Below are 24,681 nucleotides of genomic sequence, written 5' to 3' on the forward strand. Positions count from 1 at the left end.
GACCGGCCTATGCTGTATTGGCCATGACCCTCGAGATTTTCGTGCCGTTCTGGGGCGATCCGTCCCTCCTCTACGAGACGGTCGACTCCGTGATCGCCCAGGAGAACCCGGACTGGCGGCTCATCGTCATCGACGACTGCTACCCTGACCCGTCCGTCGCCGAGCACTTCGAGAAGCTGGACGACGCGCGCGTCACGTACACGCGCAACGAGACCAACCTCGGCATCACTGAGAACTACCGCGAGGCGATCCGGCGCGCCACGACCGAGTTCATCACGATCCTCGGATGCGACGACCTGCTGCATCCGAATTACGTCGATGTCATGTCGAGGACGATCGCCGCCGTCCCCGCGACCGACGTCATCCAGCCGGGTGTCGAGGTCATCGACGAGCAGGGCACCGTCGTACGTCCCCTCGTCGACCGCGTGAAGCAGGGGCTTCTCGCGCCGCGCGGGCGCGGGGGAATCGCGGTGCTGCAGGGTGAGCGCATGGCGACGAGCCTTATCCGCGGGGACTGGCTGTACTGGCCGTCGCTCGCGTTCCGGACAGATTCCCTGCGACGGATCGACTTCCGCGACGGCCTGCCGATCATCCAGGACCTCGCACTCCTCATGGACATCGCATTCGAAGGAGGAACGCTCGCGTACAACCCGACCCTGGCGTTCGCGTACCGTCGACACGGATCGAGCGCGTCGCAGAAGACGCTCCTGGACGGCCGCCGCTTCCGCGACGAGCGCACCTACTACGCGATGGCGCGCTCGCTCGCCGCGGCGAAGGGCTGGCGCTCGACCGCGCGCACGGCCCGCGTAAGGGCAATGTCGCGCCTCCACGGAATCGCGGAACTTCCCGGCGTGATCAGGCACGGGACGAGTGCCGGGATACAATCGACCGTGGCGCACATCTTCGCGCCCTGAGCCCCCGTCGCGCATCCGCATCATCCCCTGAACACCACGGAGACCAGGCATGTCCGCACACGTCCTCATCACCGGTGGAGCCGGATTCATCGGTTCGAGGCTCGCGCGACGCTTCGTTGACGGCGGCCACACCGTCACCGTTTTGGATGCGCTCATCCCCCAGGTGCACGGCGACGACCCGCGAACGACGTCGACGCTCCTGCGCTCGCTCGACGGCGTCGCGACTGTCATCGAGGGCACCGTCACGTCCACGGACGACCTCCGTGCGGCGCTCGCGGGCGCCGAGATCGTCGTCCACCTCGCGGCGGAGACCGGGACAGGTCAGTCGATGTACGAGATCGACAGGTACGTCGACGTGAACGTCGGCGGCACCGCCAAGCTGCTCGACATCCTTACGAACGACGAGAAGAACTCCGTCCGCCGCATTGTCGTGGCGTCCTCTCGCTCCATATACGGTGAGGGCGCGTACCGCACCGAGGATGGGCGGATCGTGCATCCGCCGCACCGCGCCGACGCCGACATGGCTGCGGGTGACTTCGAGGTGCACATGCCGGGCGAGGGTCCGCTGACGATCGTTCCGACCGACGAGGACGCGAAGCTGCATCCGTCATCCGTCTATGGAATCACGAAGCAGACCCAGGAGTCGCTCGTCATGACCGTCGGACCGGCCATCGGGGTCGAGTCGGTCGCGCTGCGGTACCAGAACGTGTACGGCCCCGGACAGTCGCTCAAGAACCCGTACACGGGGATCCTGTCAATCTTCTCGACTCTCATTCGCCAGAGCAGCCCGATCAACATCTTCGAGGATGGCCGGGAGAGCCGGGACTTCGTATACATCGACGACGTCGTCGAGGCGACCTTCCGCGCCGCCACGCTCCCTCGCGCCGCGGGTCGGACGATCAATGTCGGCAGCGGTGTCGCCACGACGGTCACCGAGGTCGTCGACTCGCTGTTGGCCGCGTTCGGCACGTCGGTGCCGACGTCCGTCACGGGCAACTACCGCCTCGGTGACATCCGCCACAACGTCGCGGACACGACGCTCCTACGCGACGTGCTCGGATACGAACCGCAGACCGACTTCCGCACGGGCGTCGACCGGTTCGTCGAATGGGTACTCTCCGAGCCCGCCGAGTCTAGCGGCTACGAGCGCTCTCTGAAGGAGATGGCCGAGCGGAGCCTGCTCAAGTAATGGTCACCGCCCCCACGACGAGTCGCGCGTTCCCGCACAGCCGGAACAGCCTCAACATGTTCCGGCTGATCCTGGCAGCGGCCGTGCTCTTCGCGCACGCGTTCTACATCACCGGGAACGGTACCGGGCCGATGCTCCACGGTGAGAACCTCGGCGGCTGGGCGGTCGCAGGGTTCTTCGTGCTGAGCGGTTTCCTCATCACCGGTAGCCGGCTCCGGCATTCGACGGGCGAGTTCCTCGTACATCGCATTGCCCGCATCTTCCCCGCGTTCCTCGTGGTGCTCGTTGTCACAGCACTCGTGTTCGCCCCCATCGCCGCACTCCTCGAGCGCGGTGACCTCGCGGGCTTTTGGACGACTCCCGTGACGCCACTCGAGTACATCTGGGGCAACGTCGACCTCCACATCAGCTCGTACTCGATCTCGTGGACGTTGCAGACCGTACCCTACCCCGGCGCGTGGAACGGCTCGCTGTGGACCCTGTACTACGAGTTCTTCTGTTACGTCATCGTCTGGGCCCTCGGGTTCCTCGCGATCTTCCGCCGCAGTGTTTGGCTCCCGATCGCCCTGTGGGTCGCTTCGGTCGGCGTGCACGCGACGATGGGGTTCTGGCAGCGGCTGGGGCTCGACACCGACTTCACGCTGCTGATGAAGCTGCTGCCGTTTTTCCTCGGCGGTGTCGTCGCCTACGTCGTGTTCGACCGGTGGGGCATGCGGGCGCCGATCGGCATCGTCAGTCTCGCGCTCGCGCTCGTCATCGTGTTCGCGGTCCCCGGATTCGGCGGCCAGCTCGCATCCCCACTCCTCGCGTACGGGCTCCTGTGGCTCAGCACCGTCGTGCGGCAGCCCCCGCTCATCGCCAAGCACGACGTGTCATACGGCTTCTACATCTATGCGTGGCCGACGGCTCAGCTGCTCGTCCTCGTTGGCGCAGCGAACCTCGGGGTGTGGGGCTTCATCGCGGTCAACGTGCTGGTGACCCTCATGTTCGCGACAGCGAGCTGGCTGCTCATCGAACGGCCGATTATGCGCGCGACCCGGCGATCGCGCACGGCGACCTCCGCGAGACCCGCCCGCACGGGCGCGGAGGCCGCGGACACTCCAGGCGCCGCCGGCACCGCCGACGCCGCCGCCTGACCTTACCCTCCTCACCGGCGGACTGCCGGAACTCGATTGATAGGCTCGACCCCATGCCCCGCGTCCTCGTCGACCTCCTCTCGTACACGGGCACCAAAGGCGGCATGGAGGTCTACGCGCGCGAGCTGTACCGCAAGCTGGGTGAGCTCGCCCCATCCTGGGAGTACATCGGCTACATGAGCCGCGAGGGGTACGCACAGGATCGCTCGTGGTTCCCCGGCGAGACGGTCGACTCCGGCATCAGCGGCGAGAACCGGTTCGAGTGGGCGTTGGGCGAGCTCTTCGCGGTGGGGCGTGCTGCGCGCCGGCACGGAGCCGACCTTGTTCACTCCCCCGCCACGCTCGGGCCGCGCAAGACCGCAATGCCCACCGTCGTCACGATGCACGACATGCTGTACTGGAGCCACCCGGAGTACATGTCGACGCCGCTCTACACGGAGCCGGTGAAGTTCATGGAGCGTCTCGCGTCGCGCAACGCCACACGGATCCTCACGATCAGCGAGGAGTCGCGCGAAGCCATCGTCCGGTACCTGAGGGTGCCGCACGACCGCATCGACCTCGTGCCGCTCGCGGGCACTCCCTTGCCGGGAGTCGACCGCTCACGCGCCGGCGAGCACGGCCCGATGGTCCTCGCGACCGGCAACCGCCGACCGCACAAGAACTGGCCGTCGCTCATTCGCGCCCTCCCCCTCGTCGCTGAGGCGGACCGCCCGCGCGTCGTCGTCACGGGGAGTCACGGCGACGACCCTCTGACTGCGGTCGTCGAGGAGACCGGCATGCTCGACTGGGTCGAGCTCAAGTCTTGGGTCGACGCTGACGAGATGCGCGACCTCTACTCGACCGCGACGGTGCTCGCGATGCCGTCCTTCGCGGACGGGTTCTCGCTGCCCGCCCTCGAGGCGATGATGGCCGGCCTTCCCGTCATGATCAGCGACCTGCCCGTGTACCGCGAGGTCGTCGGCGACGTCGCCCTCTTCATCGACCCGTACGACTTGACCTCGATCGCCACCGCGATGACGACCGCCGCCACCGACTTGGCGCTGCTCGCCGACCTCGCCCAGCGGGGGCACGAGCGGGCGTCGCTCTTCTCGTGGGACCGAACCGCGCGCGAGACGCTCGCGACGTTCGAGGCTGCACTCGCGCAGGGAGCGCCCCGACGCTGACGCCCGGGGCCCGCCCGATCGATGTCGCGACACGCGGCCCCGGGTGGTGCGCGCACGCACCCGCACACTAAGGTCGAGGCGTCGTGTCGAGATCCTCGCAGCGGAAGTGGGCGCGATCGTCCTCGTGGGCGATCGCAGGAATGACTGGTCTGCTCACGCTCTCGCTGCTACTTGCCCCCATACCGGCGATCGCCGATGAGGAACTCGTCGATCCGACGCCGGCTCCCGTCGAGACGGCGACCCCCACGCCCTCCCCGACAGCACCGGATCCTTCTCCAACGGACCCGCCGCCGGAGACACCGAGCCCGACGCCGACACCGGTCACTCCCCCTCCCGAGCCGCCGCCGGACGAGACTCTGGACGAGACGTCTGACGAGGCCGCCCCGGAGGCCGACGGGCCCGTGGTCGATCCGACGCGACCCGTCCTCCCCGTCTCGCCGATCGAGCCGATCGAGCCGGGTGCGTCGCGCTACGCGCAGGCGTCGGCGTACGACCGCGCGGTCGCCGTCTCGCGCGCCGCCTACCCGGCGGGTGCGCGTGTGGCCCTCGTGGCCTCCGGTACAACCTTCTGGGACGCCGTCGCCGCGGCAGGGATCGCGGGAGCGCTCAACGCACCCGTGCTCCTTGTCGCCGCCGCGAACGTTCCGGCTGCGGTCGCCGCGGAGCTCTCGCGCCTCGCGCCCACGACGATCGTCATCGTCGGATCGCCGGCGACGGTGTCGGCGGGCGTCGAAACCCAGTTGAGGTCGATCACGGCCGACGTCCGCCGGGTCGACGGCGGCAGCGACTACGGAACCTCGCGCCTTGCGCTCACGATGCTTCCGACCGACGTCGACGCGGTGTACCTCGCCGGGAGCAGCGTCGTCGGCGGCCCGGCATCCGTCGTCGACATCGCGCTTGCCGCCGGCACCGCATCGGGCACGGGCGGTGGCGTGCTCCTCGTCGACGGCACCGCACCCGCAGTGGACCCCGACACCGTGGCGGCGCTCACGCGCGTAGGCGCCGCCAATGTGATCATCATTGGTGCAACGAACACCGTGACGACGCAGTATGAGCAGTCGCTCGCGGCCGCGGGATTCGCCGTCCGGCGAGCGGGCCATGCGACCCCCGACCGTCGCGCGGTCCAGGCGGCGGGACTGCGCGCGGTCCCGCCGCAGCGCATGTTCGTCGCGCACACGGCGGTGATGACCGACATCATGGTGGCCGCGGTGGCGGCGGGCGGAACCGAGCAGCCGGTCGGCTACGCGTACTACGCGTGCGTGCCCGACACGACCTCGGCATACCTCGCGGGGCATGGAGCGAAGGTCGCGGCGGTCGGCGGCACATCGTGGCTAGCTCCGCCCGTAGAGTCCAACGGCTCGTGCTCGGGCGAGAAGCCTAAACGGGACGCCCTGCTGACTGATGCAATACGCCGAATCGCGAGTCAGTACGGCGGCATCTACTACGTCAGCGTGCGGGAACTGAGCGGCGCGGCCGAGATCTACAGCTTCAACGCCTCGACGCAGGTGGAGCCCGCCAGCATGATGAAGCTGTACGCAGCGTGGGCCGCGCTGGCCCACGTCGACGTGGGGCTCGCGTCGTACTACAAGGTGCTCCCCGGCGGGATGTATCTCATTGACTGCGTCGCTGTCATGATCCATGCATCCGACAACGAGTGCCACAACGACATCGTCCACTGGATCGGCACGACCGGCCTGAACCGGATGATCCGCGAAGCAGGCTTTACCGGGACGAGCTACGGGAACGTCGGATCGGGCCCTGTGCTCTACGCCGGGAACCGCACCACGACGCACGACCTCACGCGCTTCGCCCAACGGCTGCGGGCCGGCGCCCTGCTGTCTCCGGCGAACACGAACCTGCTCCTCGGGTTGATGGGCAAGCAGGTCTTCCGCTCGCGGCTGGCTTCGGGGATCCCTCCGGGGGTGGGGCAGCAGTCAAAGCCCGGCTCACTGTGGATCGGGTCGGGCCTGCTGCAGGCCGACACGGGCATCATCTACGGCAAGCGCTCCGTCGTCGCCCTCTCGATGGTGGTCACAGGCGGTGTCGACAGAGCGGCGTTGCGCGCGATCGCACGGCTCGTCTACTCCCACTACAACGGCTCATTCGGCGCGGCGGCGGTCTACCCCGCCCAGCAGATGGCGACGAAGTACGCCACGACCATGAGGGCGAGCCCCGGCGGACGCGCCGTGGGCACGATCCCGGGGGGCGCGATGCTCGAAGTCACCGACGCGCACCGCAAGTGGTACAAAGTCTGGTGGCGCGGAGCGCTGGTCTGGGTTGACTTCCGCTCGCTGCGGGACCGCTAGGCGGCGGCCACCCGCGACACGATCTCAGCGACCCGGTCGATCCCCTCGCGGACCGGGAAGTGGTGGTTGCCGACGAACAGGCCGTCGACGTGCACCTTATCCGCTGCCGGCAGTGATTCGGGCACGACGGCATCGAGATGCGCCATCACGGGATTGCGCGTGAAGTTGCCGGCGACGACGGGGCGGGACTCGATCCCGGCCTCGTCGAACGCGCGCACGAGTTCGCGGCGACGGCCGGCGAGTGCACGCTCCAGGACCAGCGAGAACCCGAACCAGCTGCTCTCGCCGGTCTCGCGCTGCAGGCGCACCGAGTCGATGCCCGCGAACCGCTCCCGGAAGTAGGCGGCATTCTCGCGCCGGCCGGCGATGAGGTCGGGCACCTTCTTGAGCTGCTCCAGGCCGAGGGCTCCCTCCATCTCGAGCGGACGGACGTTGTAGCCGGGAAGGACGAAGCGGAAGAGATCCTCCCACGCATCGCCCGCCTTGTCATGGACGAAGTTCGCGTCGGAGAGCTCACGCGTCCAGCCATGGGCGCGAAGGGACAGCATCTCCTGATACAGCTGCTCGTCATCGGTGAGGATCATCCCGCCCTCCATCGTCGCGATGTGGTGCGAGAAGAACGAGCTGAACGTGCCTGCGAGGCCGGCCGTTCCGGCGTTCACGCCCTGGTGGACGGCGCCGAGCGACTCGCAGTTGTCCTCGAGCAGGACCAGGCCGTGCCGCGCGGCGATCGCGCGCAGGCGGTCGAAGTCGTTCGGGTTGCCGAGTAGGTTCACTGCGAAGATCGCCCTGGTGCGGGGGCCGATCGCCTCTTCGGCGAGGTCGAGGTCGAGGTTGAGTGTGTCCAGGTCGATATCGACGAAGCGCGGTCGCAAGCCGTACTGGCTGAGCGGGTAGTACGTCGTCGGCCACGACACCGCGGGCACGATGACCTCGTCGCCGCGGTTCAGATCGATGCGCGGGTCGAGCACAGCCGCCGCCACAGCGATCAGGTTGGCGGAGCTCCCCGAGTTCACCATGACGCCGAACTCTGCGCCGAAATGCGCCGCGAAGGCGGCCTCGTACTCCCGGACGAGCGGACCCATCGTGAACCGCCCACTCGCGATGACCCTCTGGAGCGCGGCGTACTCCGCCTCGTCCCAAGTCGTGGTCGCGAGGGGGTAACCGGTGGGCGTCGAGGTCATGAGGCGGCTCCGTTCGCGAATGTTTCGAGGAAAGCGCGGTAGCACTGGGCCATCCCGTCACGCAGGGTGGTGTGCGCCGACCAGCCTTGCGCGCGCGCCAGGGAGGAGTCGATAAGCCGGCGAGGCACGCCGCTCGGCTTGGTGGGGTCGAAACTCAGCCCGCCCGAGTAGCCGACGACCTCGGCCGCGACCTCGTAGTATTCGCGGATGCTGTGATCTTCGCCGTCGCCGACGTTCATGAGCGGGGGCCATGCGCCGATCGCATTCGCCTCTCGCACGATCCACTCGGCGAGATCGGGTGCGTACGTGAACTCGCGACGGGCGGTCCCGTCGCCCCACACCTCCACCGTGGGCTCCCCCGCCCGCTTGGCGAGGTGCGTCTTCAGCAGCGTGGACGCGATGAGGTGCGCGCGGTTCGGACCGAAGGAGTCGCCCGGCCCGTAGAGGTTCGAGGGCAGGATCGCGCGATACACACCTCCGGTCTGGCGTGCGGCGTACTCGACCCCGATGAGGCCTGTGAGCTTGGCGAGTCCGTATGGCTCGTTCGCCTGCTCGAGCCGCCCGCCGAACAGCGCCGTCTCGGGGATCGGGCTCACCGCGTCGGCCGGGTAGGCCGCCGCACTTCCGATGTAGAGATATGAGGGCACCTCGAGTTCGACCGCGGCGGTGAGCATGCTCGCGTCGATGCGCACATTCTCGAGCAGGTATGGCAGCGGGCGAGCGATCTTGTCTGCGATGCCGCCGACGAACGCCGCGGTGTGGATCACGAGATCCGGGCGCGCCGCGGCGACGGCGTCGTGCGTCGCACGCGCATCGCGGAGGTCGGCGTCCTTCCGGGTCAGGACCGTCAGCTCGTCGTCAGGACGCAGCCGTCTCCACGCGGCGGCGATGCTGGAGCCCAGCATCCCGCCCCCGCCGGTCAGCAGTGCACGCACGTGGGATCAGCTCTGCACCTGGTCGATGTAACGGCGACCCTCGACCTCGAGTGCGGCGATGTCGGCGTCGACCATGATCTGCGCGAGTCGCGGCGTGTGCACCTTGGGCTCCCAGCCGAGCAGATCCTTGGCACGGCTGTAGTCGCCGATCAGCGCGTCCACCTCCGTCGGCCGCAGGTACCGCTCGTCGAAGCGCACGTACTTCTCCCAATCGAGGTCGACGTGCTCGAACGCGAACTGGAGGAAGTCGCGCACCGAGTACGCGGTGTTCGTAGCGAGGACGTAGTCCGTTGGCTCGTCGTGCTGGAGCATCCGCCACATGCCCTCGACATACTCGGGGGCGTAGCCCCAGTCGCGCACCGCCTCGAGGTTGCCGAGGTACAACTCGGACTGGAGGCCCGCCTTGATGCGGGCGACGGCGCGCGTGATCTTGCGGGTCACGAACGTGCCGCCGCGTCGGGGGGACTCGTGGTTGAAGAGAATCCCGTTCACGGCGAAGAGGCCGTACGCCTCGCGGTAATTGCGTGTGGTCCAGTACGAGTACACCTTCGCGACGCCGTACGGCGATCGCGGGTAGAACGGGGTGTGTTCGTTCTGCGGGGGCGGCGTCGCGCCGAACATCTCGGAGCTCGACGCCTGATAGAACCGGGTCTCTATCTTCGCGGCGCGGATCGCCTCGAGGAGGCGGATCGTGCCGAGGCCCGTGACGTCGCCGGTGTACTCGGGCTCGTCGAAGCTGACGCGCACGTGCGACTGCGCGGCGAGGTTGTAGACCTCGCTTGGCTGGATCTCGTTGAGCAGGGTCACCAAGCGCGAGCCGTCGGAAAGGTCGGCGAAGTGCAGGAACAGCCGGTGGTCCGGGGCCTGCGCCGGCTGGTAGATGTGGTCGATCCGCTCGGTGTTGAACGACGATGAACGTCGGATAAGACCGTGGACCTCGTAGCCCTTTGAGAGGAGGAGTTCGGCGAGGTAGCTGCCATCCTGACCGGTGATGCCGGTGATGAGGGCGCGTCGAACGTGCGCGTCTGTCGTCATGGGGTTCTCCAATAAGGTCGCACGGTCATCCGCGCGCCGGTCAAGTCTAGTCGTCCCTACTCGTCGCGCCGTGGCCGGTGCGAATGGCCGTGAGGTGGGTGATCGCTCCAAGCGCGGGGGCGGCCAAGAGCGCCAGCAGGACGCGCGGGGTCGTGTCGAGAGGCACGAGCAGAAACGCGACCGTTGCTGCCGCCGCGACCGCCCACCCCGCGACGTAGCGCCCATGGCGATTCTCCGCGAGCAGGGCGGGACCCGTGAGGAACAGGAGCGCGACGAGTCCCCCGCTGACCACGACGCCCGCCGCCGTCAACGACTCGATGTGGTATCTGCCTGACGAGATGATCTCGATGAGCCACGGACCCCACACGGCCGCGGCGAGCGCCAGGACCGCGGTCGCACCCACGAGCGCACCGACGAGCCGTAACAGGCGCCCCCCGATGGCTGCCGCACCGTCTCGGAATTCGACGATGAGGAAGCTCTGCAGCGCCATGAGCGGAACGACGAGCGGCGCGCGCGTGATCGTGATCATGAGCACGAGCCCCGCGAGCTCGACGACGTCGGCGTCCGGGATAAGCGTGCGCATCAGCAGGGGCAGACCGGTGACCATGACACCCGTCGCGGCGGCGGCTCCCACCGTCCGCGCCGCGTTGGCGGTGAGCCGCCCGGCACGGACGTCAAGGCGGAAACGGCCGACGACGCGACCGCGCACGACGAGCCATCCCACGCCGAACGCGAGGCTGAACGGCAGGCTGATGAGGATCGCGAGCACGCCCGCATCGAGACGTGCCACGAGGCCGACCGTCACTGCGGCGGCGCGGACGACCGCGTCGAGCGTCATGAGCAGCGCGATCCCGCGCCATTGCGATAGCCCGTAAAGGACGCCGCTGAGCACGGCGGTGAGGAGGTAGCCGACGAGACCCAGTGCGAAGGCCGCTGTCATGACCGCCGGAGCCTCCGAGAACGCCGTTGGAGCGAGAACGGCCCCGACCGCGGCGGCGGTCACGGTCAGCCCGAGCGCCCCGAGGATGGTGAAGGTCCGCAGCGTCGTGCTGCCCGGCGGAGTCGCGGCGGGGCGGGTGGCCCGGGTGACCTCTTGCTGCACTCCCGCGATCGCCGCGAGAAATAGGTAGAGCGTCGACCAGAAGATGCTGAACGCGAGGTATGCGGAGGGCTCCTCGATGAGAGCGGGCGCGAGGAGCTGGAGGAGGTAGCCGCACACCCCCGCGATCGCGGTCGCGGCGAGGATGAGCGCGAGCCCGCCGCGGCGCGACTCAGTCGGCGCGGTCATGGTCGTCCGGTCCTGCGGAGCCCTCATCGGTCGCGGACCGTGTCGACGACGGTCCGTCGGCGCTGGCCTGCGACGCGCGATCGGCAGTCAGCGCATCGACCTCGGCGCGCAGGATTGCGACGTCTTCGGCGACCCGGCGCACCTCTTCCTCGGAGGTGGACAGCTCCCACGACAAGTGGAGGGTCACGCCGATGAGCAGCGCGAGAGACATCGCGAAGAGCAGGTTGGACGCCACCTGCACGCCGAGGAGCTGCGCCAGCCACACGAGCATCCCGGGGAAGATCGCAAGCAGCAGCGTCGCGAGCCCGATCACGAGCCACAGAACGGCGTACTTCTCGCGCAGCTTGCGCCGCAGCAGGAGGACGAGGATGACGACGAGGACAGCGAGGGCGAACCCGATCCCGATCGGGACGATCATGCGGACGGCCTCCTTCGCAGGATCCCGCGCATGAGCGCGAGTGTGAGCGCGAACACCGACCGCAGCAGGTAGACCGTTGCACCGATCGGATTCTGGCTCGGGCGGCCGTGCAGACGCGGGCGCATCGCGACGGGCACCTGCGTGACCTTGAGGCCCGCGTGGATGGCCTCGACGAGCGAGTCGAGGGTGTCGCCCAGATACTCGGCCGGGTAGTACCGCACGTACTGGTCGATCGCGCGCGCGTTGGCGGCGCGGAATCCGCTCGTGACGTCCGTCAGTCGCCTCTTGGCGACGCGCGAGACGACCGCGGCCAGGAACACCATCGCCCAGCGTCGCGGTCCGCGCACGGTGTAGTCGCCGACGTCGGCGAATCGCGCGCCGATGGCGATGTCGGCCTCCTCGAGTCCTCCGAGGACGCGGGCGATGTCGGCAGGGTTGTGCTGTCCGTCGGCGTCGACCTGGATCGCACGGCGGTACCCGTGGCGCTTCGCGTAAGTGAAGCCCGTCTTCATCGCGCCGCCGACGCCGAGGTTGAACGACAGGGGCACGACGGTCGCACCCGCCGCGCGGGCGACCGCGGCCGTGGCATCCGCCGACCCGTCGTCGATGACGATGACGTCGTAGGCCGGGTCTGCGGCGATGATCTCGGCGACGGTCCGACCCACGTTGCGCTCTTCATTCCACGCGGGGACGATGACGAGCACGCGGTCGTGTGCTGACGTCATGTGAGTTGATCCTAGTGGCGCCGCCGAGCGGGTCACGCGAGCTGGTTGTTCCACATCGACAGCGCCGAGCCGATCGCCATGTGCATGTCCAGGTACTGGTACGTTCCGAGCCGACCGCCGAAGAGCACGTCCTTCTCACCCTTCGCGAGCTCGCGGTACGCGAGCAGGCCCGCGCGGTCCTCGGGGGTGTTCACCGGGTAGTACGGCTCGTCGTCGCGCGACGCGAAGCGCGAGAACTCGCGCATGATGACGGTCTTGTCGCCCGGGTACCGGTCGGCGCGCTCGGGGTGGAAGTGCTTGAACTCGTGGATGCGCGTGTACGGGACATCCGCATCGGCGTAGTTCATGACCGATGTGCCCTGGAAGTCGCCGACGTCGAGCACTTCACGCTCGAAGTCGAGCGTGCGCCACGACAGCGCGCCCTCGGCGTAGTCGAAGTAGCGGTCGACCGGGCCTGTGTACACGATCTGCACCTGCCCCACCGTCGCCTTCTTGTTGAGGGGCTGCGACTCGTCGAAGAAGTCGGTGTCGAGCTGCACCTCGATGTTCGGATGGTCGGCCATGCGCTCGAGCCACGCGGTGTAGCCGTCGGTCGGCAGGCCCTCCCACGTGTCGTTGAAGTACCGGTTGTCGTAGTTGTAGCGCACCGGCAGGCGGCTGATGACCTCGGCCGGGAGGTCCTTCGGGTCGGTCTGCCACTGCTTCGCGGTGTAGTCGCGGATGAACGCCTCGTAGAGCGGACGACCGATGAGCGCGATGCCCTTCTCCTCGAGGTTCGCCGCCTCCTTCGCGTCGAACTCCCCCGCCTGCTCGTGGACGAGCGCGCGCGCCTCGTCGGGGGTGTACGCGGCCCGGAAGAACTGGTTGATCGTGCCGAGGTTGATCGGCAGCGGAAACACGACGCCCTTGTGGTTCGTGTACACGCGGTGGACGTAGTTCGTGAACGTCGTGAAGCGGTTGACGTACTCCCACACGCTCGGGTTCGACGTGTGGAACAGGTGCGCACCGTACTTGTGCACCTCGATGCCGGTGGTCGCGTCGTCCTCGCTGTACGCGTTGCCGCCGATGTGCGGGCGGCGATCGATGACGGTGACCTTGCGACCGGATGCCGCGGCCCGCTCTGCGATCGTGAGGCCGAAGAAGCCGGAGCCGACGATGAGGAGATCCATGCGGTTACGTGTGCGCTTTCATGAGACGGATGCCGCGGACACGGCGATGCGGCGGGAATCGTGACCGCCGCATCGCCAGTCTACGCGGAGAGCGCTGAGCGCCCGCCGAGGACATGCACTCGGCCGCGGCTACGCGAAGACCGGCTGGTACCCTGGTCTGCGGCGCTCTCGTGTTCGAGGCGCCGTCGTATGTGTGAAAGGAAATGATGGCGCCGGCGAAACCCCTGGTGAGTCTCGTCATCCCGGCGTACAACGAAGTCGACTCCGCGGGCGACATCGCGGAGTTCTACGCGCAGATCCTCTCGACCTACACGGATGTCTCGTTCGAGCTCATCCTCGTTGACGACGGCTCGACCGACGGCACCGCCGACGCGCTCCAGACGACGCTCTCGGGCGTCGGCCCGGCGCGCATCGTGAGCCTGTCACGCAACTTCGGCTCCCACGCGGGCATCACCGCGGGGTTCGCCCACGCGCGCGGCGACGCGGTGCTGACGCTCAGCGCCGACCGCCAGGAGCCGCTCGAGGCGATCGGGCAGTTCCTCGAGCAGTGGCACGCCGGCGCCGACATCGTGTGGGGTCTTCGCTCTGTTCGGGCGGTCCGCAAGGGCATGGGCGAGACCTTCGCGCGCGTGTTCTCGCGCATCTACGGTGCCAACTCTGATGTCCCGAACTATCCGTCCGAGGGGCCCTCGCAGATCCTCGTCTCGCGCGCCGCCCTCGACGCGCTCAACGCGATGCCCGAGCTCAACCGCAACGTCCTGGCGATGGCGGCCTGGGTCGGCTTCGACCAGCGGCGCATCTACTTCGAGCAGCTCCCCCGTCCGCACGGCACGAGCAAATGGACGACGAAGCGCAAGATGAAGCTCGTCGTGGACTCGTTCGTGGAGTTCTCGCACGCGCCCGTCGAGTGGGTCGCGTGGGGCGGCCTGCTCATCGGCGCGATCGGCGGCCTGCTGCTCATCCTCGCGATCCTGCTGGCGTTCTTCCAGCCGTTCGGTGCCGCGGTCGCGCTGCTGAGCGGCCTCATCCTCATCGTCGGCGGGATGATCCTCGTCGGGATCGGCGTCCTTGGCGAGTACGTCTGGCGCGCCGGGGACGACGCCCGCCGCCGCCCCGTCTACGTCGTCCGCTCCATCGCCGAAGTCGGTGGCGCGCAGCCCGCTACCACTGGAGATCAATGAACCGCTCCGTCGCCCTCGGCGCACCGACTGTAGGCCAGGAGGAGCTCGACGCCGTCCGAGACGTCTTCGAGTCCGGATGGCTCTCGGGCGCCGGCCCGTCCTGCCTCGCGTTCGAGAAGGAGTTCGCCGCGGTCGCCGGCGTCGAGAACGTCCTGTCGACGAGCAACTGCGGCTCGGCCCTCCACCTCGGCCAGCTCGTGCTCGGCGTGAAGCCGGGCGACGAGGTCATCGTCGGCGACTACACGTTCCCGGCGACCGGCCACTCGGTCATGTGGTCCGGGGCGAAGCCGGTCTTCGTCGACGTCCGCCCCGACATCTGGTCGATCGACCCGGCGCAGATCGAGGCGGCGATCACGCCCCGCACCGCCGGCATCATCGCGGTCGACCCCTTCGGGCAGCCCGCCGACTACGACGAGATCCGGGCGATCGCCGACCGCCACGGTCTGTGGCTGATCGAGGACGCCGCCTGTGCGACTGGAGCCACGTACAAGGGTCGCAAGGTCGGCGAGATCGCGGATGTCACGGCCTACAGCTTCCACGGACGCAAGGGAATCACGTCGGGTGAGGGCGGCGCGCTCGCGAGCCCGCGAGCAGACCTCGTCGCGCACGCTCGGAAGCTCCACACGTACGGGATCGCGCCGGCCATCACGCGCGAGGGCCTCGCGGAGCTGCCCGTCCCCTCCTTCGATGAGCTCGGGTACAACTACCGCCTCTCCGACGTGCAGGCGGCCATCATGCGCGTGCAGGTGCGCCGGCTCCCCGAACTGCTCGCCGCGCGCACCCGCGTCGCGAACGGGTACCGCGAGCTGCTGGGCGACCTCGAGCAGATCACGCTCCCGGTCGCGCTCGACGACCGGACGCACCCCTGGCAGTCGTACGTGATCACGGTCGACCCCGCACTCGACCGTGGATCGGTCGCGATGGCGCTGCGCGCCCGAGGGGTCGGATGCAACTTCGGCACCTACGCGAGCCATGTGCAGCCACTCTATGGCGAGCAGCGCGAGCTTCCGGTCTCGGCCGACCTGTTCCGCCGCCACATCGCCATCCCCATGCACGCGAACCTGGCCGAGGACGACGTCGCCTACGTCGCGGAGGTTCTGCGCGACGTCGTCTCGGACTCGACTCACCGACACTGAAGCCCCCGATCAAGGACTGAGATATGAGCAACACCCGCACCGCGTTCGTCACCGGCGGCGCCGGCTTCATCGGCCTCCACGTCGTCGAGCAGCTGCTCGAGCGCGACTGGAACGTCCGCATCTTCGACAACATGTGGCGAGGCGACCGCGACCGCGCCAACGAGCTCGCCAAGACGGGCAAGGTCGACGTCGTCGACCAGGACGTGCGCTCCGGCGGTGCCGTCGCCGCCGCGATGAAGGGCTCGACCCACGTCATCCACCTCGCCGCGGACTCCATCAACAAGAGCGTCGCCGATACCTACAGCTCGCTCGACGTGAACGTCGTCGGCTCGCACAACGTGTACTCGGCGGCCGTCGACCAGGGCGTGCAGCGCGTCGTGTACGCGTCGAGCGCGTCGGTGTACGGCGACCCAAAGAAGCTGCCCATGCACGAGGACGACGAGCTCAACCCGCTCACGCCGTACTGCATCGGCAAGCGCACCGGCGAGGACCTACTGCGTTACTACGAGCGCAAGGCCGGCCTGTCGTGGATCGCGCTGCGTTTCTTCAACGTCTACGGCCCCGGGCAGAAGACGACGGCGTACTACACGAGTGTGATCAACCACTTCGTGAACCGCCTCCGCAACGGCGAGCCGCCGGTAATCGACGGCAAGGGCGAGCAGTCGATGGACTTCATCCACGTGAAGGACATCGCGCGCGCCGTGGTACTTGCAACCGAGTCCGAGAAGGCGAACGCCGCGATCAACGTCGGAACCGGCATCGACACGAGCGTCGCCGATCTCGCCCGCATCCTTATCGACGCCATCGGCGCCGACGTCGAGCCGCAGTTCAACCCGCGCGACGTCCTCGTCAGCCGTCGTGCGGCCGACACCCGCCGCGCGAAGGAGATGATCGGGTTCGAGTACTCGATCGACGTTCGCGACGGCATGACCGACCTCATCCGCTTCGAGCACGAGCGCGCGGCGGTCTGAAATGGCGACGACGGGGCTCCCCGAGAACCCGTACAACCCGCACGCCTGGATCATCGGAGAGCCCGAGATCGGCGAGGGCACCTGGATCGGGGCGTTCACCCTGATCGACGGGTCGGGGGGCCTCACCATCGGCCGCGGCTGCGACATCTCGTCGGGAGTCCACATCTACACGCATTCGTCCGCGCGCCGGTGCGTCTCAGGACGACGCTTCGCAGACGTGGAGCGGGAGCCGGTCGCCATCGGCGACCGCGTCTTCATCGGGGCGAACGCCGTCGTGAACATGGGCGTCACGATCGGCGACGAAGCCGTGGTGGGCGCGGGTGCCGTCGTCACGAAGGACGTGCCGCCGCGGACGGTCGTGGCGGGCGTCCCCGCGCGGATCGTGGCCGACGTCGACCTGTCGGGCGACCGACCGGAGTTCTTGCCGACGCGGAGCTGACGCGGATCGATCCGCGCCGCTCCTGCGGCGTCAGCGCTTCGTCGCGAGCGCCGCGTCGACGATGCGGTGCGCCGGCAGGATGCTGTGGCGCTCGATGTCGGGGTCGACGTCACCGGCGATGAGGTCGAGGAACCTGTCGAACTGCGTCGCGAGCGGCTCGCGCCCGGTGATCTCGGGCACCTCCATCTCGGTCACCTGCCGGAAGCCGCTCCCCCCCGGGCGGTCCGCGTCGATCGTCGTGTGACGGAAGAGCGTCACGCCGCGCCGCAGGAGGTCGACCTCGATCATGTCGTCGAGCGTCTGCACGACCAGCGACCGGACCTTCCGCTGACCCAGGCGGCTCGCGGATGCCGAGGCTAATCCCTGCTCCGCGAACCGGAGCGAAACGTCGACAACGTCCTCGGCATCCGGCGCGGATGACGGGTGGAAGTGACCCACCTCGACGTTGATGGCGTCGGGCTCGCTGCCGCCGAAGATCTGGGTGATGAGATCCACGTCGTGAACGAGCAGGTCCCACGCGACGCCGGTCTTGATCCTCGGCGCGTACGGGGAATGGCGCTCCGCGCGCACGTAGAGGGGGTCGTCGATCATGCGCCGGGCGACCATCACGGCGGGGTTGTACCGCTCGAGGAACCCGCACATGATCGGCGTGCCGGCGGCTTCGGAGAGCTGTAAGATCTCGGTCGTCTGCTCGAGCGACGGGCACACCGGCTTCTCGATGAGGAGCGGCCTGCCCGCCGCGATGACGTCCTTGGCGATGCGGTAGTGGTGCTCCGTCGACGCGGAGACGATCACGGCGTCGACATCGGCGATTGCGTCAATCGTCGGGCTCCACTGCGTATCGTGCTCGACCGCGAGCGGAGCGCCGGACTCCTCCAGCGGGTCGATGATGACGGAGAACTCGGCCCGCGAGGACTGCGCGATGATCCGGGCGTGGTTGCGCCCCATCGACCCCGCCCCGATGAGGCCGATCCGTGGCCGCGTGCTCATCGCACCGCCTGCCGCACGGCCGCGGCGATCGTGTCGAGATCGCCCTCCTGCAAATGCTGGTGCACGGGCAGTGACACGCAGCGCCGCGCGACGTCTTCGGCCACGGGTGTCTCGCTGCGGATGACATCCGGCCGGTCGCGGTACGTGTCGTAGTCGTAGACCGGCTTCGGGTAGTAGATGCCGCTTCCGACGCCGCTCGCCGTGAGCGCGTCGACGAAGCCCTGGCGGTCGAGACCCTCGGGGAGCAGCACGGTGTACTGGTGCCACACGTGGCCTCGGCCCTCGACCTCGCGAGGCAGGATGAGCCCGTCGATGTCGGCGAGCCGCTCGGTGAGCCCCGCCGCGTTCGCGCGCCGCTTCTCGAGCTGGCTCGGGTAGTCGGCCAGCGCCGGCAGCACGAGCGCCGCCTGCAGGTCGGTCATGCGGTAGTTGTGGCCCGCCATCACGTACTCGTAGCGCGCCCGCATCCCCTGGTTCCGCAAGATGCGCAGCTTCTCGGCGATCGCGTCGTCGTTCGTGGTGATGATGCCGCCCTCACCGGTCGTGAGGTTCTTGGTCGCATAGAAGGAGAAGCACCCGAGGCCGAAGTTGCCGACGGGCGTCCCCGCGTACGTCGCGCCGTGGGCCTGCGCCGCGTCCTCGACGATCGCGAGACCCGCCTCGTCGGCGATGTCGACGATGGGCGCCATGTCGGCGGATTGCCCGTACAGGTGGACGGGCATGATCACACGCGTGCGGTCGGTGAGCTGCGCGCGCACCGACTCCGGGTCGAGGCAGAAGTCGTCGACCCGGATGTCGCCGAACCGCACCGTCGCGCCCGCTTCCAGGATCGCGTTGAGCGTCGCGATGAACGTGAAGGGCGTCGTGATGACCTCGTCGCCGGGCCTGAGATCCAGCGCCTGGACCGCCGCGACGAGGGCGGTGGTGCCGTTGTTCACTGCGACGGCGTGCTTCGTTTCGACAAGCGAGGCGAACGCCGACTCGAACTCGGCGACGACCGGACCCTGGGCGACGACGCCGGAGCGTACGACCTGCAAGACGCGCTCTTCGACGGCAGGCCCGAGGACCACGGTGGAGATGGGGATCACGTGACTTCCTTCAGCCGGATCTGTGTGGGGGACGAGCACACGTCCAGGAGAGAAGCCTACCGGCGGTGTCGCACGGCACCGGCGGCCACGGTGTGCGATCACCGGACGCTCGGGGAACCTCGGCTATCATGAGTGGGCTCGCCGCCGGACGGCGCGCGTTCCCAGACCACACTTCGTCGTGGTTTCCGCATGCGAACCGCTTAGGTCACCGTGACTGAGCCGGCAGAGAACCACTTGGAGTCATGACCTCGAACCGGATCCATCCGTCCGCCGTCATCAGCGACGCCGTCGAACTCGGCGCGGGTGTGACCGTGGGACCGAACGCCGTCATCCTCGGACCCGCCGAGATTGCCGACCGCGTCTGGATCGGTCCCGGCGTCGTGATAGGAACGCCGCCCGAGATCGCGGACCGCGTACAGAACGCAGCGTGGACCGGCGAAGTGATGCACACCGGTGTCCGAATCGGCGAGGGCACCGTCATCCGTGAACTGACGACCATCCACCAGGGAAGCCACCGCACGACGACGATCGGCTCGAACTGCTGGATCCTCAATTCGTCGTACGTGGCCCACGACTGCCTCATCGGCGACGGCGTGACGATCTCGGCCGGCACTCGGCTCGGCGGCCACGTCATCGTCGGCGATATCGCGAATCTCGGGATGTCGGTGGTCGTCCACCAGCACCGCGTCATCGGGGCCGGCGCCATGGTCGGGATGGGAACGCCCATCACGAGAGACGTCCCGCCCTTCACGAAGGCGTACGGGAACCCGCCCCGACTGCACGGCGTCAACGAATACGCCCTGCGCCGACTGTCGTACGACGACGAGACGATCGACCGCGTCCGCGACTCGCTCCTGGCAGCCGACCCCTCCGTCCTCGCAGGCGGGCTGGCGGCGGCTCCCGTGCGCGAGTGGCTCGAGCTCGCCCAGCGCGAAGCGCTGACGGTGATGGGAGTCGAGGAGTGACCTTCGAAGAGCCGACCGAGCCGACGACGGCGCCAGCCCGCAAGAGCGGGCGCGCGGTCGTCATCAACGTGCTCCGGTGGATCCTCATCGCCCTCGTCGTGGCGGCCGCCGTGTGGCAGCTCTGGGTCAACTGGGAGGCCGTCGCCTTCACGATCGGCGATCTTCAGTGGCATCGCACGACGCTGTCCTTCATCGCCGTGATCGTCGGCATGGCGTGCGCGACCTTGAGCTGGCAGGTGCTCCTCGACGACCTCGGCAAGCCCATCGGCTTCGGCCGCGGCGCGCAGATCTTCCTCGTCGGCCAGCTCGGCAAGTACCTCCCCGGGTCGATCTGGGCGTACGTCCTCCAGATCGAGCTCGGCAACAAGGCGGGGCTCGCCCGCGCCCGCACGTTCGCCGCGACGCTCTTCTCGGTCGTCATCGCGGTCTTCGCGGCGCTGGTGTGCGGCTCGGTGGCGATCCCCTCGCTCATGGCGAGCGATCCGCGGCTCTCGTGGCTGCCGTGGCTGTACATCGTCCTTCCGTTCGCGGCGATCCTGCTGTGGCCGCCGGTCCTCACCGCGATCGTCCGGATCGGATTCAGGATCCTCCGTCGCCCGCGGCCCGACCACCCCGTGACGCTCTCGGTCGTAGCGAAGTCGCTCGGCCTCGCCATCGGGTCTTACCTCGCCTTCGGCACGCACCTCTGGCTGCTCGCCGACACGCGGCAGGGCCTGACCATCAACCCGTGGGCGCTGTGCGTCGGCACGATGGCGGTCGCGATGCTCGCGGGCCTCGCGTTCTTCCTGCTCCCGAGCGGCGTCGGCGCGCGCGAGCTCGTCATCATCGCCGCCCTGACGCCGATCGTCGGCGTCGGCCCCGCGACGGCCTACGCCGCCGTCTCCCGCGTCATGTTCATCCTCGCCGACCTACTCACCGCGGGCACCGCCGCGGGTATGGCCGTCATCGCACGCCGCCGGCTCGGCCCGTACACCGGCGACCCCGACCCCGGCCCCGCCGCCGTCTGATCCCGAGGAGCACATCTGTGACCACCGTCGTCGTGGGGGCCGGCATCGTCGGCCTGGCTGTGGCTCGCGCGCTGGCACGGTCCGGCGAGCACGTCATCGTCATCGAGAAGGAGGCCGGCGTCGCCCGACACCAGACGGGCCGCAACTCCGGCGTCATCCACTCCGGCCTCTACTACACGCCCGGGTCGTTCAAGGCCCGCATGTGCGTGGCCGGCGGGGCGTCGATGAAGCAGTACGCCGCCGAGCACGGCATCGCCCACGAGATCACGGGCAAGCTGGTCGTCGCGACGCATGAGGCGCAGCTCGAGAAGCTCGCCGTCCTCGAGCAGCGGGCGATCGCGAACGGCGTTCCCGCGCGGCGGATCACGAGCGACGAGGCGCACAAGTACGAGCCGGGTGTGCGCTGCGTCGCGGCGCTCCGCGTCGAGTCGACCGGAATCATCGATTACACGGGTGTGTGCCTCGCCCTCGCCAACGAGATCACGGCGGCGGGTGGAGAGCTGCGGTTCTCGACGAAGCTCCTGCGCGCGGCATCCGGCGACGACGGCGTCGTGGTGGAGGCGGATGCCGGGCCGGTCCGCGCCGACTACCTGATCAACTGCGCCGGGCTACACAGCGACACCGTCGCGAAGCTGTGCGGCGTCGAGCCGGATGTGCGCATCATCCCGTTCCGCGGCGAGTACTACACTGTCGCTCCCCCGAGCGCCGACCTCGTGCGCGGGCTCATCTACCCGGTCCCCGATCCGCGCTTCCCGTTCCTCGGCGTGCATCTCACCAAGATGGTCGACGGCTCGATCCACGCCGGCCCGAACGCCGTGTTCGCTTTCGCGCGCGAGGGCTACCGCTGGCGCGACATCAACGTCGCGGACCTGTGGCGGTCGGCTACGTGGCCGGGCCTCTGGCGCCTCGGGGCGAAGTACGCCGGCACGGCCTATGGCGAGGCCCGCCGCTCGTTGTCGCGGGCGGAGTTCGCCCGCAGTCTGTCCGAGCTTGTGCCCGGGATCACCGCCGCGGATCTCGTGCCAGCGAAGTCAGGTGTGCGGGCGCAGGCGATGCGCCGCGACGGGTCGCTCGTCGACGACTTCGAGTTTCAACGCGGGCCGCGGCAGTTCCACGTGCTCAACGCGCCATCGCCTGCGGCGACGGCCGCATTGGAGATCGCCGACATGGTGCTCGCCGAAGCCAGGAAGGGTGTCGCATGACCGCCGCCGTCACCGAGGTCCGCGACGAGAGCACGGACGAGCCGGCCGAGTCCCCCGCAGGGTCCCAGGCCGCGAGTCGCCGTCGCTGGCTGCCGCCGGCCGCGATGCTGCTCGTCACGTTTATCGGCTCCCTCCTCCCCCTGATCCGCAAGCCCGGGTTCTACTTCTGGGACGACACCGCCGGCGTCGCCGTCGGCGTGTGGCAGCGCATCGCCCAGGACGTCCTGAGCGGCCAGAGCCCGTTCCTGCAGACCGACATGTGGCGCGGCGGCGATTTCATCGCCGAAGCCGCGACGGGCATGTGGAACCCGGTGATGCTGGGCCTCATGATCGGCACCTACCCGATTGACGACGTAGGCGCGGCCATCACCGTGGCGAAGATTTTGCTCTTCCTCCTCACGGCAGGCGGCGTCTACGTGCTTGCCCGCAGCTTCGGCGCGACGCCGTGGCTGTCGGCGATCGCCGGTGCGACGCTCTCGCTGAGCGGCTGGGCGATCTTCATGGACGGATCGTCGTGGGTCAACGGCACCGCGATCACGGCGTTCACGCCGTGGGCGTGGTGGGCGCTACGCCGCGCGTACAAGCGCGGTTTCGACGCGTGGTCGATCGTCCTGGCGGCGGTGCTGTGCTACCTCGCTCCGTCCACCGGCAACCCCTATGGCGTGCTTACGCTCGCGATCGTCTTCCTCGCCGTCGCCGTCGAGGCTATCGTCGACCGGCGGCCGAGCGCGATCGGGTGGTTGGTCTCGATCGGCGTCGGCGTCGTCCTCACGGTCGTCATCGTCTACCTGCCTTTCGTCTACACGTCGGCATACGGCTTCCGCGCCAACTCCGGCATGTGGAACGACGAGTTCCTCTCGATCTCGCTCAGCGACCTCATGGGCCTGAGCTCCCCGACGCACCGCCCCTACATCACGATGTTCGGCGGCACCCCGATGGGCTTCCCGGGCACCTACCTCGGGTGGTTCGTGCTGCCGCTGCTTCCGTGGCTGCACTGGCGCGGTGCGCGCATGTGGGCGAGACTCGCGGGTCCGCTCGTGTTCGGGGCGGTCTTCCTCCTCTTCACCCTCGGCCCGTCGCAGTTCGGCATGTTCCGCTGGCCGGCGCGCCTCGTGCCGTTCCTCTACCTCGCCGTGATCCTCGTCTTCGCGGTGGTGGCGTCGCGAGGGCTTCGCACCGACCGCCGCTGGGTCCGCAGCGCCGTCTCGGCGGGCATCATCCTCCTCGGCGCATGGATCGCGTGGGCTGACGTCCCGGGCGCGTGGAAGTGGCACGCTCTCGCGACCGCCGCCGTCTTCGCCGGCACGGCCGTGCTCGTCTTCTGGGCGAAGTTGGGCGGCCGCGGGTTCGCGACGATCACCGCAGGACTGCTCGTCTTTCTCGGCGCGCAGTTGACCCTCACACCGTCGAACCGCAATGTGGCCGACTACGAGATGCCGTCGTCGCGCTCGGCGCTGGCCGAGCAGTTCGCCGACCGCTCCGACGGCTTGACGGTGCAGGTTTTCGACATCCACGCGCTCGTCCGCCACCACCCCGCGCCCGAGCGCTGGGACGACCTCCTCGCAGGCAACATGCCGTCCGTCGCCGGCTTCGAGTCGACGACGGCGTACAGCGGCATCGGCTTCACCGCGTTCGACAGCGCCCTGTGCCTCACGTACAACGGCGGCACGTGCGCCGGCGCGTGGGACGCGCTGTGGGAGGAGCCGTCCGGCTACGACGTGCCGCTGGCCGACCTCCTCAACGCACGCTACGTCGTCGTGCTCAACGACTACGCCGATGTCGAAGACACCCCGCCCGGCTGGACCGAGACGGAGTCCACGAGCGTCGTCACGATCTTCGAGCGCGACGAGGCGCCGGGCGGGGCGACAGGCACCATCTCCTTCGCAGGCGACGATGTCGACATCGCGTCCGCACAGCGCAGCGGCAAGACAGACGAGAGCGTCGAGGTCACGACCGGCTCCGGCGACACGCGTCTCACGTTCGCCCGCATCGCGTGGCCCGGCCACAGCGCGACGTTCGACGGGGAGGATCTACCCGTCGAGATCGGGCCGGCCGGGCTGCTCTCGGTCGAGCTCCCCGAGAACGCGAGCGGCACGCTGTCGATCTCGTTCGCGCCCCCGGGTCTGCTGATGGGCGCGGCGGCCGCCGGCATCGGCGTCCTGATCCTCGCCGCATGCGCAGTCGTCGGAGCCCGTAGGCGAGCACGTCGGTCCGCAAGCCCGACCGGCCGTCTGTGAAAC

General features: G+C 68.8%; 22 protein-coding genes. 13 read left to right on the top strand and 9 right to left on the bottom strand.

The window, feature by feature from the left end; translation table 11 throughout:
- The first annotated feature begins 23 nt into the window (after positions 1 to 23).
- The 5 genes from BJ991_RS15220 (at position 24) to BJ991_RS15240 (ending at position 6,708) form a co-directional block, all read left to right on the top strand.
- Positions 24 to 914: a glycosyltransferase gene (locus BJ991_RS15220; protein ID WP_179491357.1), complete on the top strand. Its 891-nt coding sequence runs from the start codon at positions 24 to 26 to the stop codon at positions 912 to 914.
- 49 nt (positions 915 to 963) lie between these two features.
- Positions 964 to 2,103 carry an NAD-dependent epimerase/dehydratase family protein gene (locus BJ991_RS15225; protein ID WP_179491358.1) on the top strand — a complete coding sequence of 380 codons (1,140 nt, stop codon included), beginning with the start codon at positions 964 to 966 and terminating at the stop codon, positions 2,101 to 2,103.
- Complete coding sequence (locus BJ991_RS15230; RefSeq protein WP_179491359.1) at positions 2,103 to 3,239, top strand: acyltransferase family protein; 1,137 nt, start codon at positions 2,103 to 2,105, stop codon at positions 3,237 to 3,239. Before BJ991_RS15225 ends, BJ991_RS15230 begins: the two co-directional genes overlap by 1 nt.
- Positions 3,240 to 3,292: 53 nt before the next feature.
- Positions 3,293 to 4,402 (top strand): glycosyltransferase family 4 protein, encoded by a 1,110-nt coding sequence (locus BJ991_RS15235; protein ID WP_179491360.1) that lies wholly within the window; start codon positions 3,293 to 3,295, stop codon positions 4,400 to 4,402.
- Positions 4,403 to 4,542: 140 nt separating this feature from the next.
- Positions 4,543 to 6,708 carry a serine hydrolase gene (locus BJ991_RS15240; protein WP_179491362.1) on the top strand — a complete coding sequence of 722 codons (2,166 nt, stop codon included), beginning with the start codon at positions 4,543 to 4,545 and terminating at the stop codon, positions 6,706 to 6,708.
- Here the strand turns inward: BJ991_RS15240 and BJ991_RS15245 are convergent.
- Genes BJ991_RS15245 through glf form a run of 7 tightly spaced genes read right to left on the bottom strand, consistent with a single transcriptional unit; the run spans position 6,705 to position 13,462 of the window.
- Positions 6,705 to 7,892, bottom strand: a complete 1,188-nt coding sequence (locus BJ991_RS15245; protein ID WP_179491364.1) for a DegT/DnrJ/EryC1/StrS family aminotransferase — start codon at positions 7,890 to 7,892, stop codon at positions 6,705 to 6,707. The two genes, BJ991_RS15240 and BJ991_RS15245, sit on opposite strands and share 4 nt — an antisense overlap.
- Positions 7,889 to 8,827 carry an NAD-dependent epimerase/dehydratase family protein gene (locus tag BJ991_RS15250; protein ID WP_179491366.1) on the bottom strand — a complete coding sequence of 313 codons (939 nt, stop codon included), beginning with the start codon at positions 8,825 to 8,827 and terminating at the stop codon, positions 7,889 to 7,891. Before BJ991_RS15250 ends, BJ991_RS15245 begins: the two co-directional genes overlap by 4 nt.
- Positions 8,828 to 8,833: 6 nt before the next feature.
- Entirely contained in the window at positions 8,834 to 9,862 is a 1,029-nt protein-coding gene (gene gmd / locus BJ991_RS15255; protein ID WP_179491368.1) for a GDP-mannose 4,6-dehydratase, read from the bottom strand.
- Between the two features lie 46 nt (positions 9,863 to 9,908).
- The gene (locus BJ991_RS15260; RefSeq protein ID WP_179491370.1) at positions 9,909 to 11,150 is read right to left on the bottom strand and encodes a hypothetical protein; all 1,242 of its coding nucleotides are present in this window, start codon (positions 11,148 to 11,150) and stop codon (positions 9,909 to 9,911) included.
- Positions 11,134 to 11,568 (bottom strand): DUF2304 domain-containing protein, encoded by a 435-nt coding sequence (locus BJ991_RS15265; protein WP_179491372.1) that lies wholly within the window; start codon positions 11,566 to 11,568, stop codon positions 11,134 to 11,136. The genes BJ991_RS15260 and BJ991_RS15265 overlap by 17 nt, the downstream gene beginning before the upstream one ends.
- Positions 11,565 to 12,293, bottom strand: coding sequence for a glycosyltransferase family 2 protein (locus BJ991_RS15270; RefSeq protein WP_179491374.1), 729 nt, complete (start codon positions 12,291 to 12,293; stop codon positions 11,565 to 11,567). Before BJ991_RS15270 ends, BJ991_RS15265 begins: the two co-directional genes overlap by 4 nt.
- A 32-nt stretch (positions 12,294 to 12,325) precedes the next feature.
- Positions 12,326 to 13,462, bottom strand: coding sequence for a UDP-galactopyranose mutase (gene glf, locus BJ991_RS15275; RefSeq protein ID WP_179491376.1), 1,137 nt, complete (start codon positions 13,460 to 13,462; stop codon positions 12,326 to 12,328).
- A 227-nt stretch (positions 13,463 to 13,689) separates the two neighbouring features.
- Between glf and BJ991_RS15280 the strand changes: the two genes are divergently transcribed.
- The 4 genes from BJ991_RS15280 to BJ991_RS18690 are packed head-to-tail and all read left to right on the top strand — an operon-like array spanning position 13,690 to position 17,189.
- Positions 13,690 to 14,643: a glycosyltransferase family 2 protein gene (locus BJ991_RS15280; RefSeq protein WP_343048792.1), complete on the top strand. Its 954-nt coding sequence runs from the start codon at positions 13,690 to 13,692 to the stop codon at positions 14,641 to 14,643.
- Complete coding sequence (locus tag BJ991_RS15285; RefSeq protein WP_179491380.1) at positions 14,640 to 15,779, top strand: DegT/DnrJ/EryC1/StrS family aminotransferase; 1,140 nt, start codon at positions 14,640 to 14,642, stop codon at positions 15,777 to 15,779. Before BJ991_RS15280 ends, BJ991_RS15285 begins: the two co-directional genes overlap by 4 nt.
- A 23-nt stretch (positions 15,780 to 15,802) precedes the next feature.
- A complete protein-coding gene (locus tag BJ991_RS15290; protein ID WP_179491382.1) occupies positions 15,803 to 16,750 on the top strand; it encodes an NAD-dependent epimerase/dehydratase family protein in 948 nt (315 codons plus the stop codon).
- A 1-nt stretch (position 16,751) separates the two neighbouring features.
- Complete coding sequence (locus tag BJ991_RS18690; protein WP_179491384.1) at positions 16,752 to 17,189, top strand: acyltransferase; 438 nt, start codon at positions 16,752 to 16,754, stop codon at positions 17,187 to 17,189.
- A 30-nt stretch (positions 17,190 to 17,219) separates the two neighbouring features.
- Here BJ991_RS18690 and BJ991_RS15300 read toward each other — a convergent pair whose 3' ends face one another.
- Both BJ991_RS15300 and BJ991_RS15305 read right to left on the bottom strand, forming a co-directional pair.
- Positions 17,220 to 18,179 (bottom strand): Gfo/Idh/MocA family protein, encoded by a 960-nt coding sequence (locus tag BJ991_RS15300; protein WP_179491386.1) that lies wholly within the window; start codon positions 18,177 to 18,179, stop codon positions 17,220 to 17,222.
- Complete coding sequence (locus tag BJ991_RS15305; RefSeq protein WP_179491388.1) at positions 18,176 to 19,267, bottom strand: aminotransferase class V-fold PLP-dependent enzyme; 1,092 nt, start codon at positions 19,265 to 19,267, stop codon at positions 18,176 to 18,178. Before BJ991_RS15305 ends, BJ991_RS15300 begins: the two co-directional genes overlap by 4 nt.
- Positions 19,268 to 19,509: 242 nt before the next feature.
- Here BJ991_RS15305 and BJ991_RS15310 point away from each other — a divergent pair, with 242 nt between their 5' ends.
- From BJ991_RS15310 to BJ991_RS15325, 4 genes are read left to right on the top strand one after another with little or no spacing between them, the layout of a single operon-like run.
- A complete protein-coding gene (locus BJ991_RS15310) occupies positions 19,510 to 20,232 on the top strand; it encodes an acyl-ACP--UDP-N-acetylglucosamine O-acyltransferase family protein (protein WP_179491390.1) in 723 nt (240 codons plus the stop codon).
- Complete coding sequence (locus tag BJ991_RS15315; protein WP_218852951.1) at positions 20,229 to 21,239, top strand: lysylphosphatidylglycerol synthase domain-containing protein; 1,011 nt, start codon at positions 20,229 to 20,231, stop codon at positions 21,237 to 21,239. Before BJ991_RS15310 ends, BJ991_RS15315 begins: the two co-directional genes overlap by 4 nt.
- A gap of 17 nt (positions 21,240 to 21,256) precedes the next feature.
- Complete coding sequence (gene lhgO / locus BJ991_RS15320; RefSeq protein ID WP_179491394.1) at positions 21,257 to 22,441, top strand: L-2-hydroxyglutarate oxidase; 1,185 nt, start codon at positions 21,257 to 21,259, stop codon at positions 22,439 to 22,441.
- A complete protein-coding gene (locus tag BJ991_RS15325) occupies positions 22,438 to 24,678 on the top strand; it encodes a glycosyltransferase family protein (protein WP_179491396.1) in 2,241 nt (746 codons plus the stop codon). Before lhgO ends, BJ991_RS15325 begins: the two co-directional genes overlap by 4 nt.
- The last annotated feature ends 3 nt before the right edge of the window (positions 24,679 to 24,681 follow it).

Origin of the sequence: Microbacterium immunditiarum (genome assembly GCF_013409785.1) — a bacterium.
Taxonomy (GTDB): Bacteria; Actinomycetota; Actinomycetes; order Actinomycetales; family Microbacteriaceae; genus Microbacterium; species Microbacterium immunditiarum.

Bases quoted from the DNA above. Each gene is read 5' to 3' on its own strand.
- BJ991_RS15310 (WP_179491390.1), top strand. From the start codon at position 19,510: ATGACCTCGAACCGGATCCATCCGTCCGCCGTCATCAGCGACGCCGTC.
- BJ991_RS15220 (WP_179491357.1), top strand. From the start codon at position 24: ATGACCCTCGAGATTTTCGTGCCGTTCTGGGGCGATCCGTCCCTCCTC.
- BJ991_RS15285 (WP_179491380.1), top strand. From the start codon at position 14,640: ATGAACCGCTCCGTCGCCCTCGGCGCACCGACTGTAGGCCAGGAGGAG.
- glf (WP_179491376.1), bottom strand. From the start codon at position 13,462: ATGGATCTCCTCATCGTCGGCTCCGGCTTCTTCGGCCTCACGATCGCA.
- BJ991_RS15225 (WP_179491358.1), top strand. From the start codon at position 964: ATGTCCGCACACGTCCTCATCACCGGTGGAGCCGGATTCATCGGTTCG.
- BJ991_RS15260 (WP_179491370.1), bottom strand. From the start codon at position 11,150: ATGACCGCGCCGACTGAGTCGCGCCGCGGCGGGCTCGCGCTCATCCTC.
- BJ991_RS15270 (WP_179491374.1), bottom strand. From the start codon at position 12,293: ATGACGTCAGCACACGACCGCGTGCTCGTCATCGTCCCCGCGTGGAAT.
- gmd (WP_179491368.1), bottom strand. From the start codon at position 9,862: ATGACGACAGACGCGCACGTTCGACGCGCCCTCATCACCGGCATCACC.
- BJ991_RS15230 (WP_179491359.1), top strand. From the start codon at position 2,103: ATGGTCACCGCCCCCACGACGAGTCGCGCGTTCCCGCACAGCCGGAAC.
- BJ991_RS15325 (WP_179491396.1), top strand. From the start codon at position 22,438: ATGACCGCCGCCGTCACCGAGGTCCGCGACGAGAGCACGGACGAGCCG.
- BJ991_RS15235 (WP_179491360.1), top strand. From the start codon at position 3,293: ATGCCCCGCGTCCTCGTCGACCTCCTCTCGTACACGGGCACCAAAGGC.
- BJ991_RS15240 (WP_179491362.1), top strand. From the start codon at position 4,543: ATGACTGGTCTGCTCACGCTCTCGCTGCTACTTGCCCCCATACCGGCG.
- BJ991_RS15265 (WP_179491372.1), bottom strand. From the start codon at position 11,568: ATGATCGTCCCGATCGGGATCGGGTTCGCCCTCGCTGTCCTCGTCGTC.
- BJ991_RS15300 (WP_179491386.1), bottom strand. From the start codon at position 18,179: ATGAGCACGCGGCCACGGATCGGCCTCATCGGGGCGGGGTCGATGGGG.
- BJ991_RS15290 (WP_179491382.1), top strand. From the start codon at position 15,803: ATGAGCAACACCCGCACCGCGTTCGTCACCGGCGGCGCCGGCTTCATC.
- BJ991_RS18690 (WP_179491384.1), top strand. From the start codon at position 16,752: ATGGCGACGACGGGGCTCCCCGAGAACCCGTACAACCCGCACGCCTGG.
- BJ991_RS15245 (WP_179491364.1), bottom strand. From the start codon at position 7,892: ATGACCTCGACGCCCACCGGTTACCCCCTCGCGACCACGACTTGGGAC.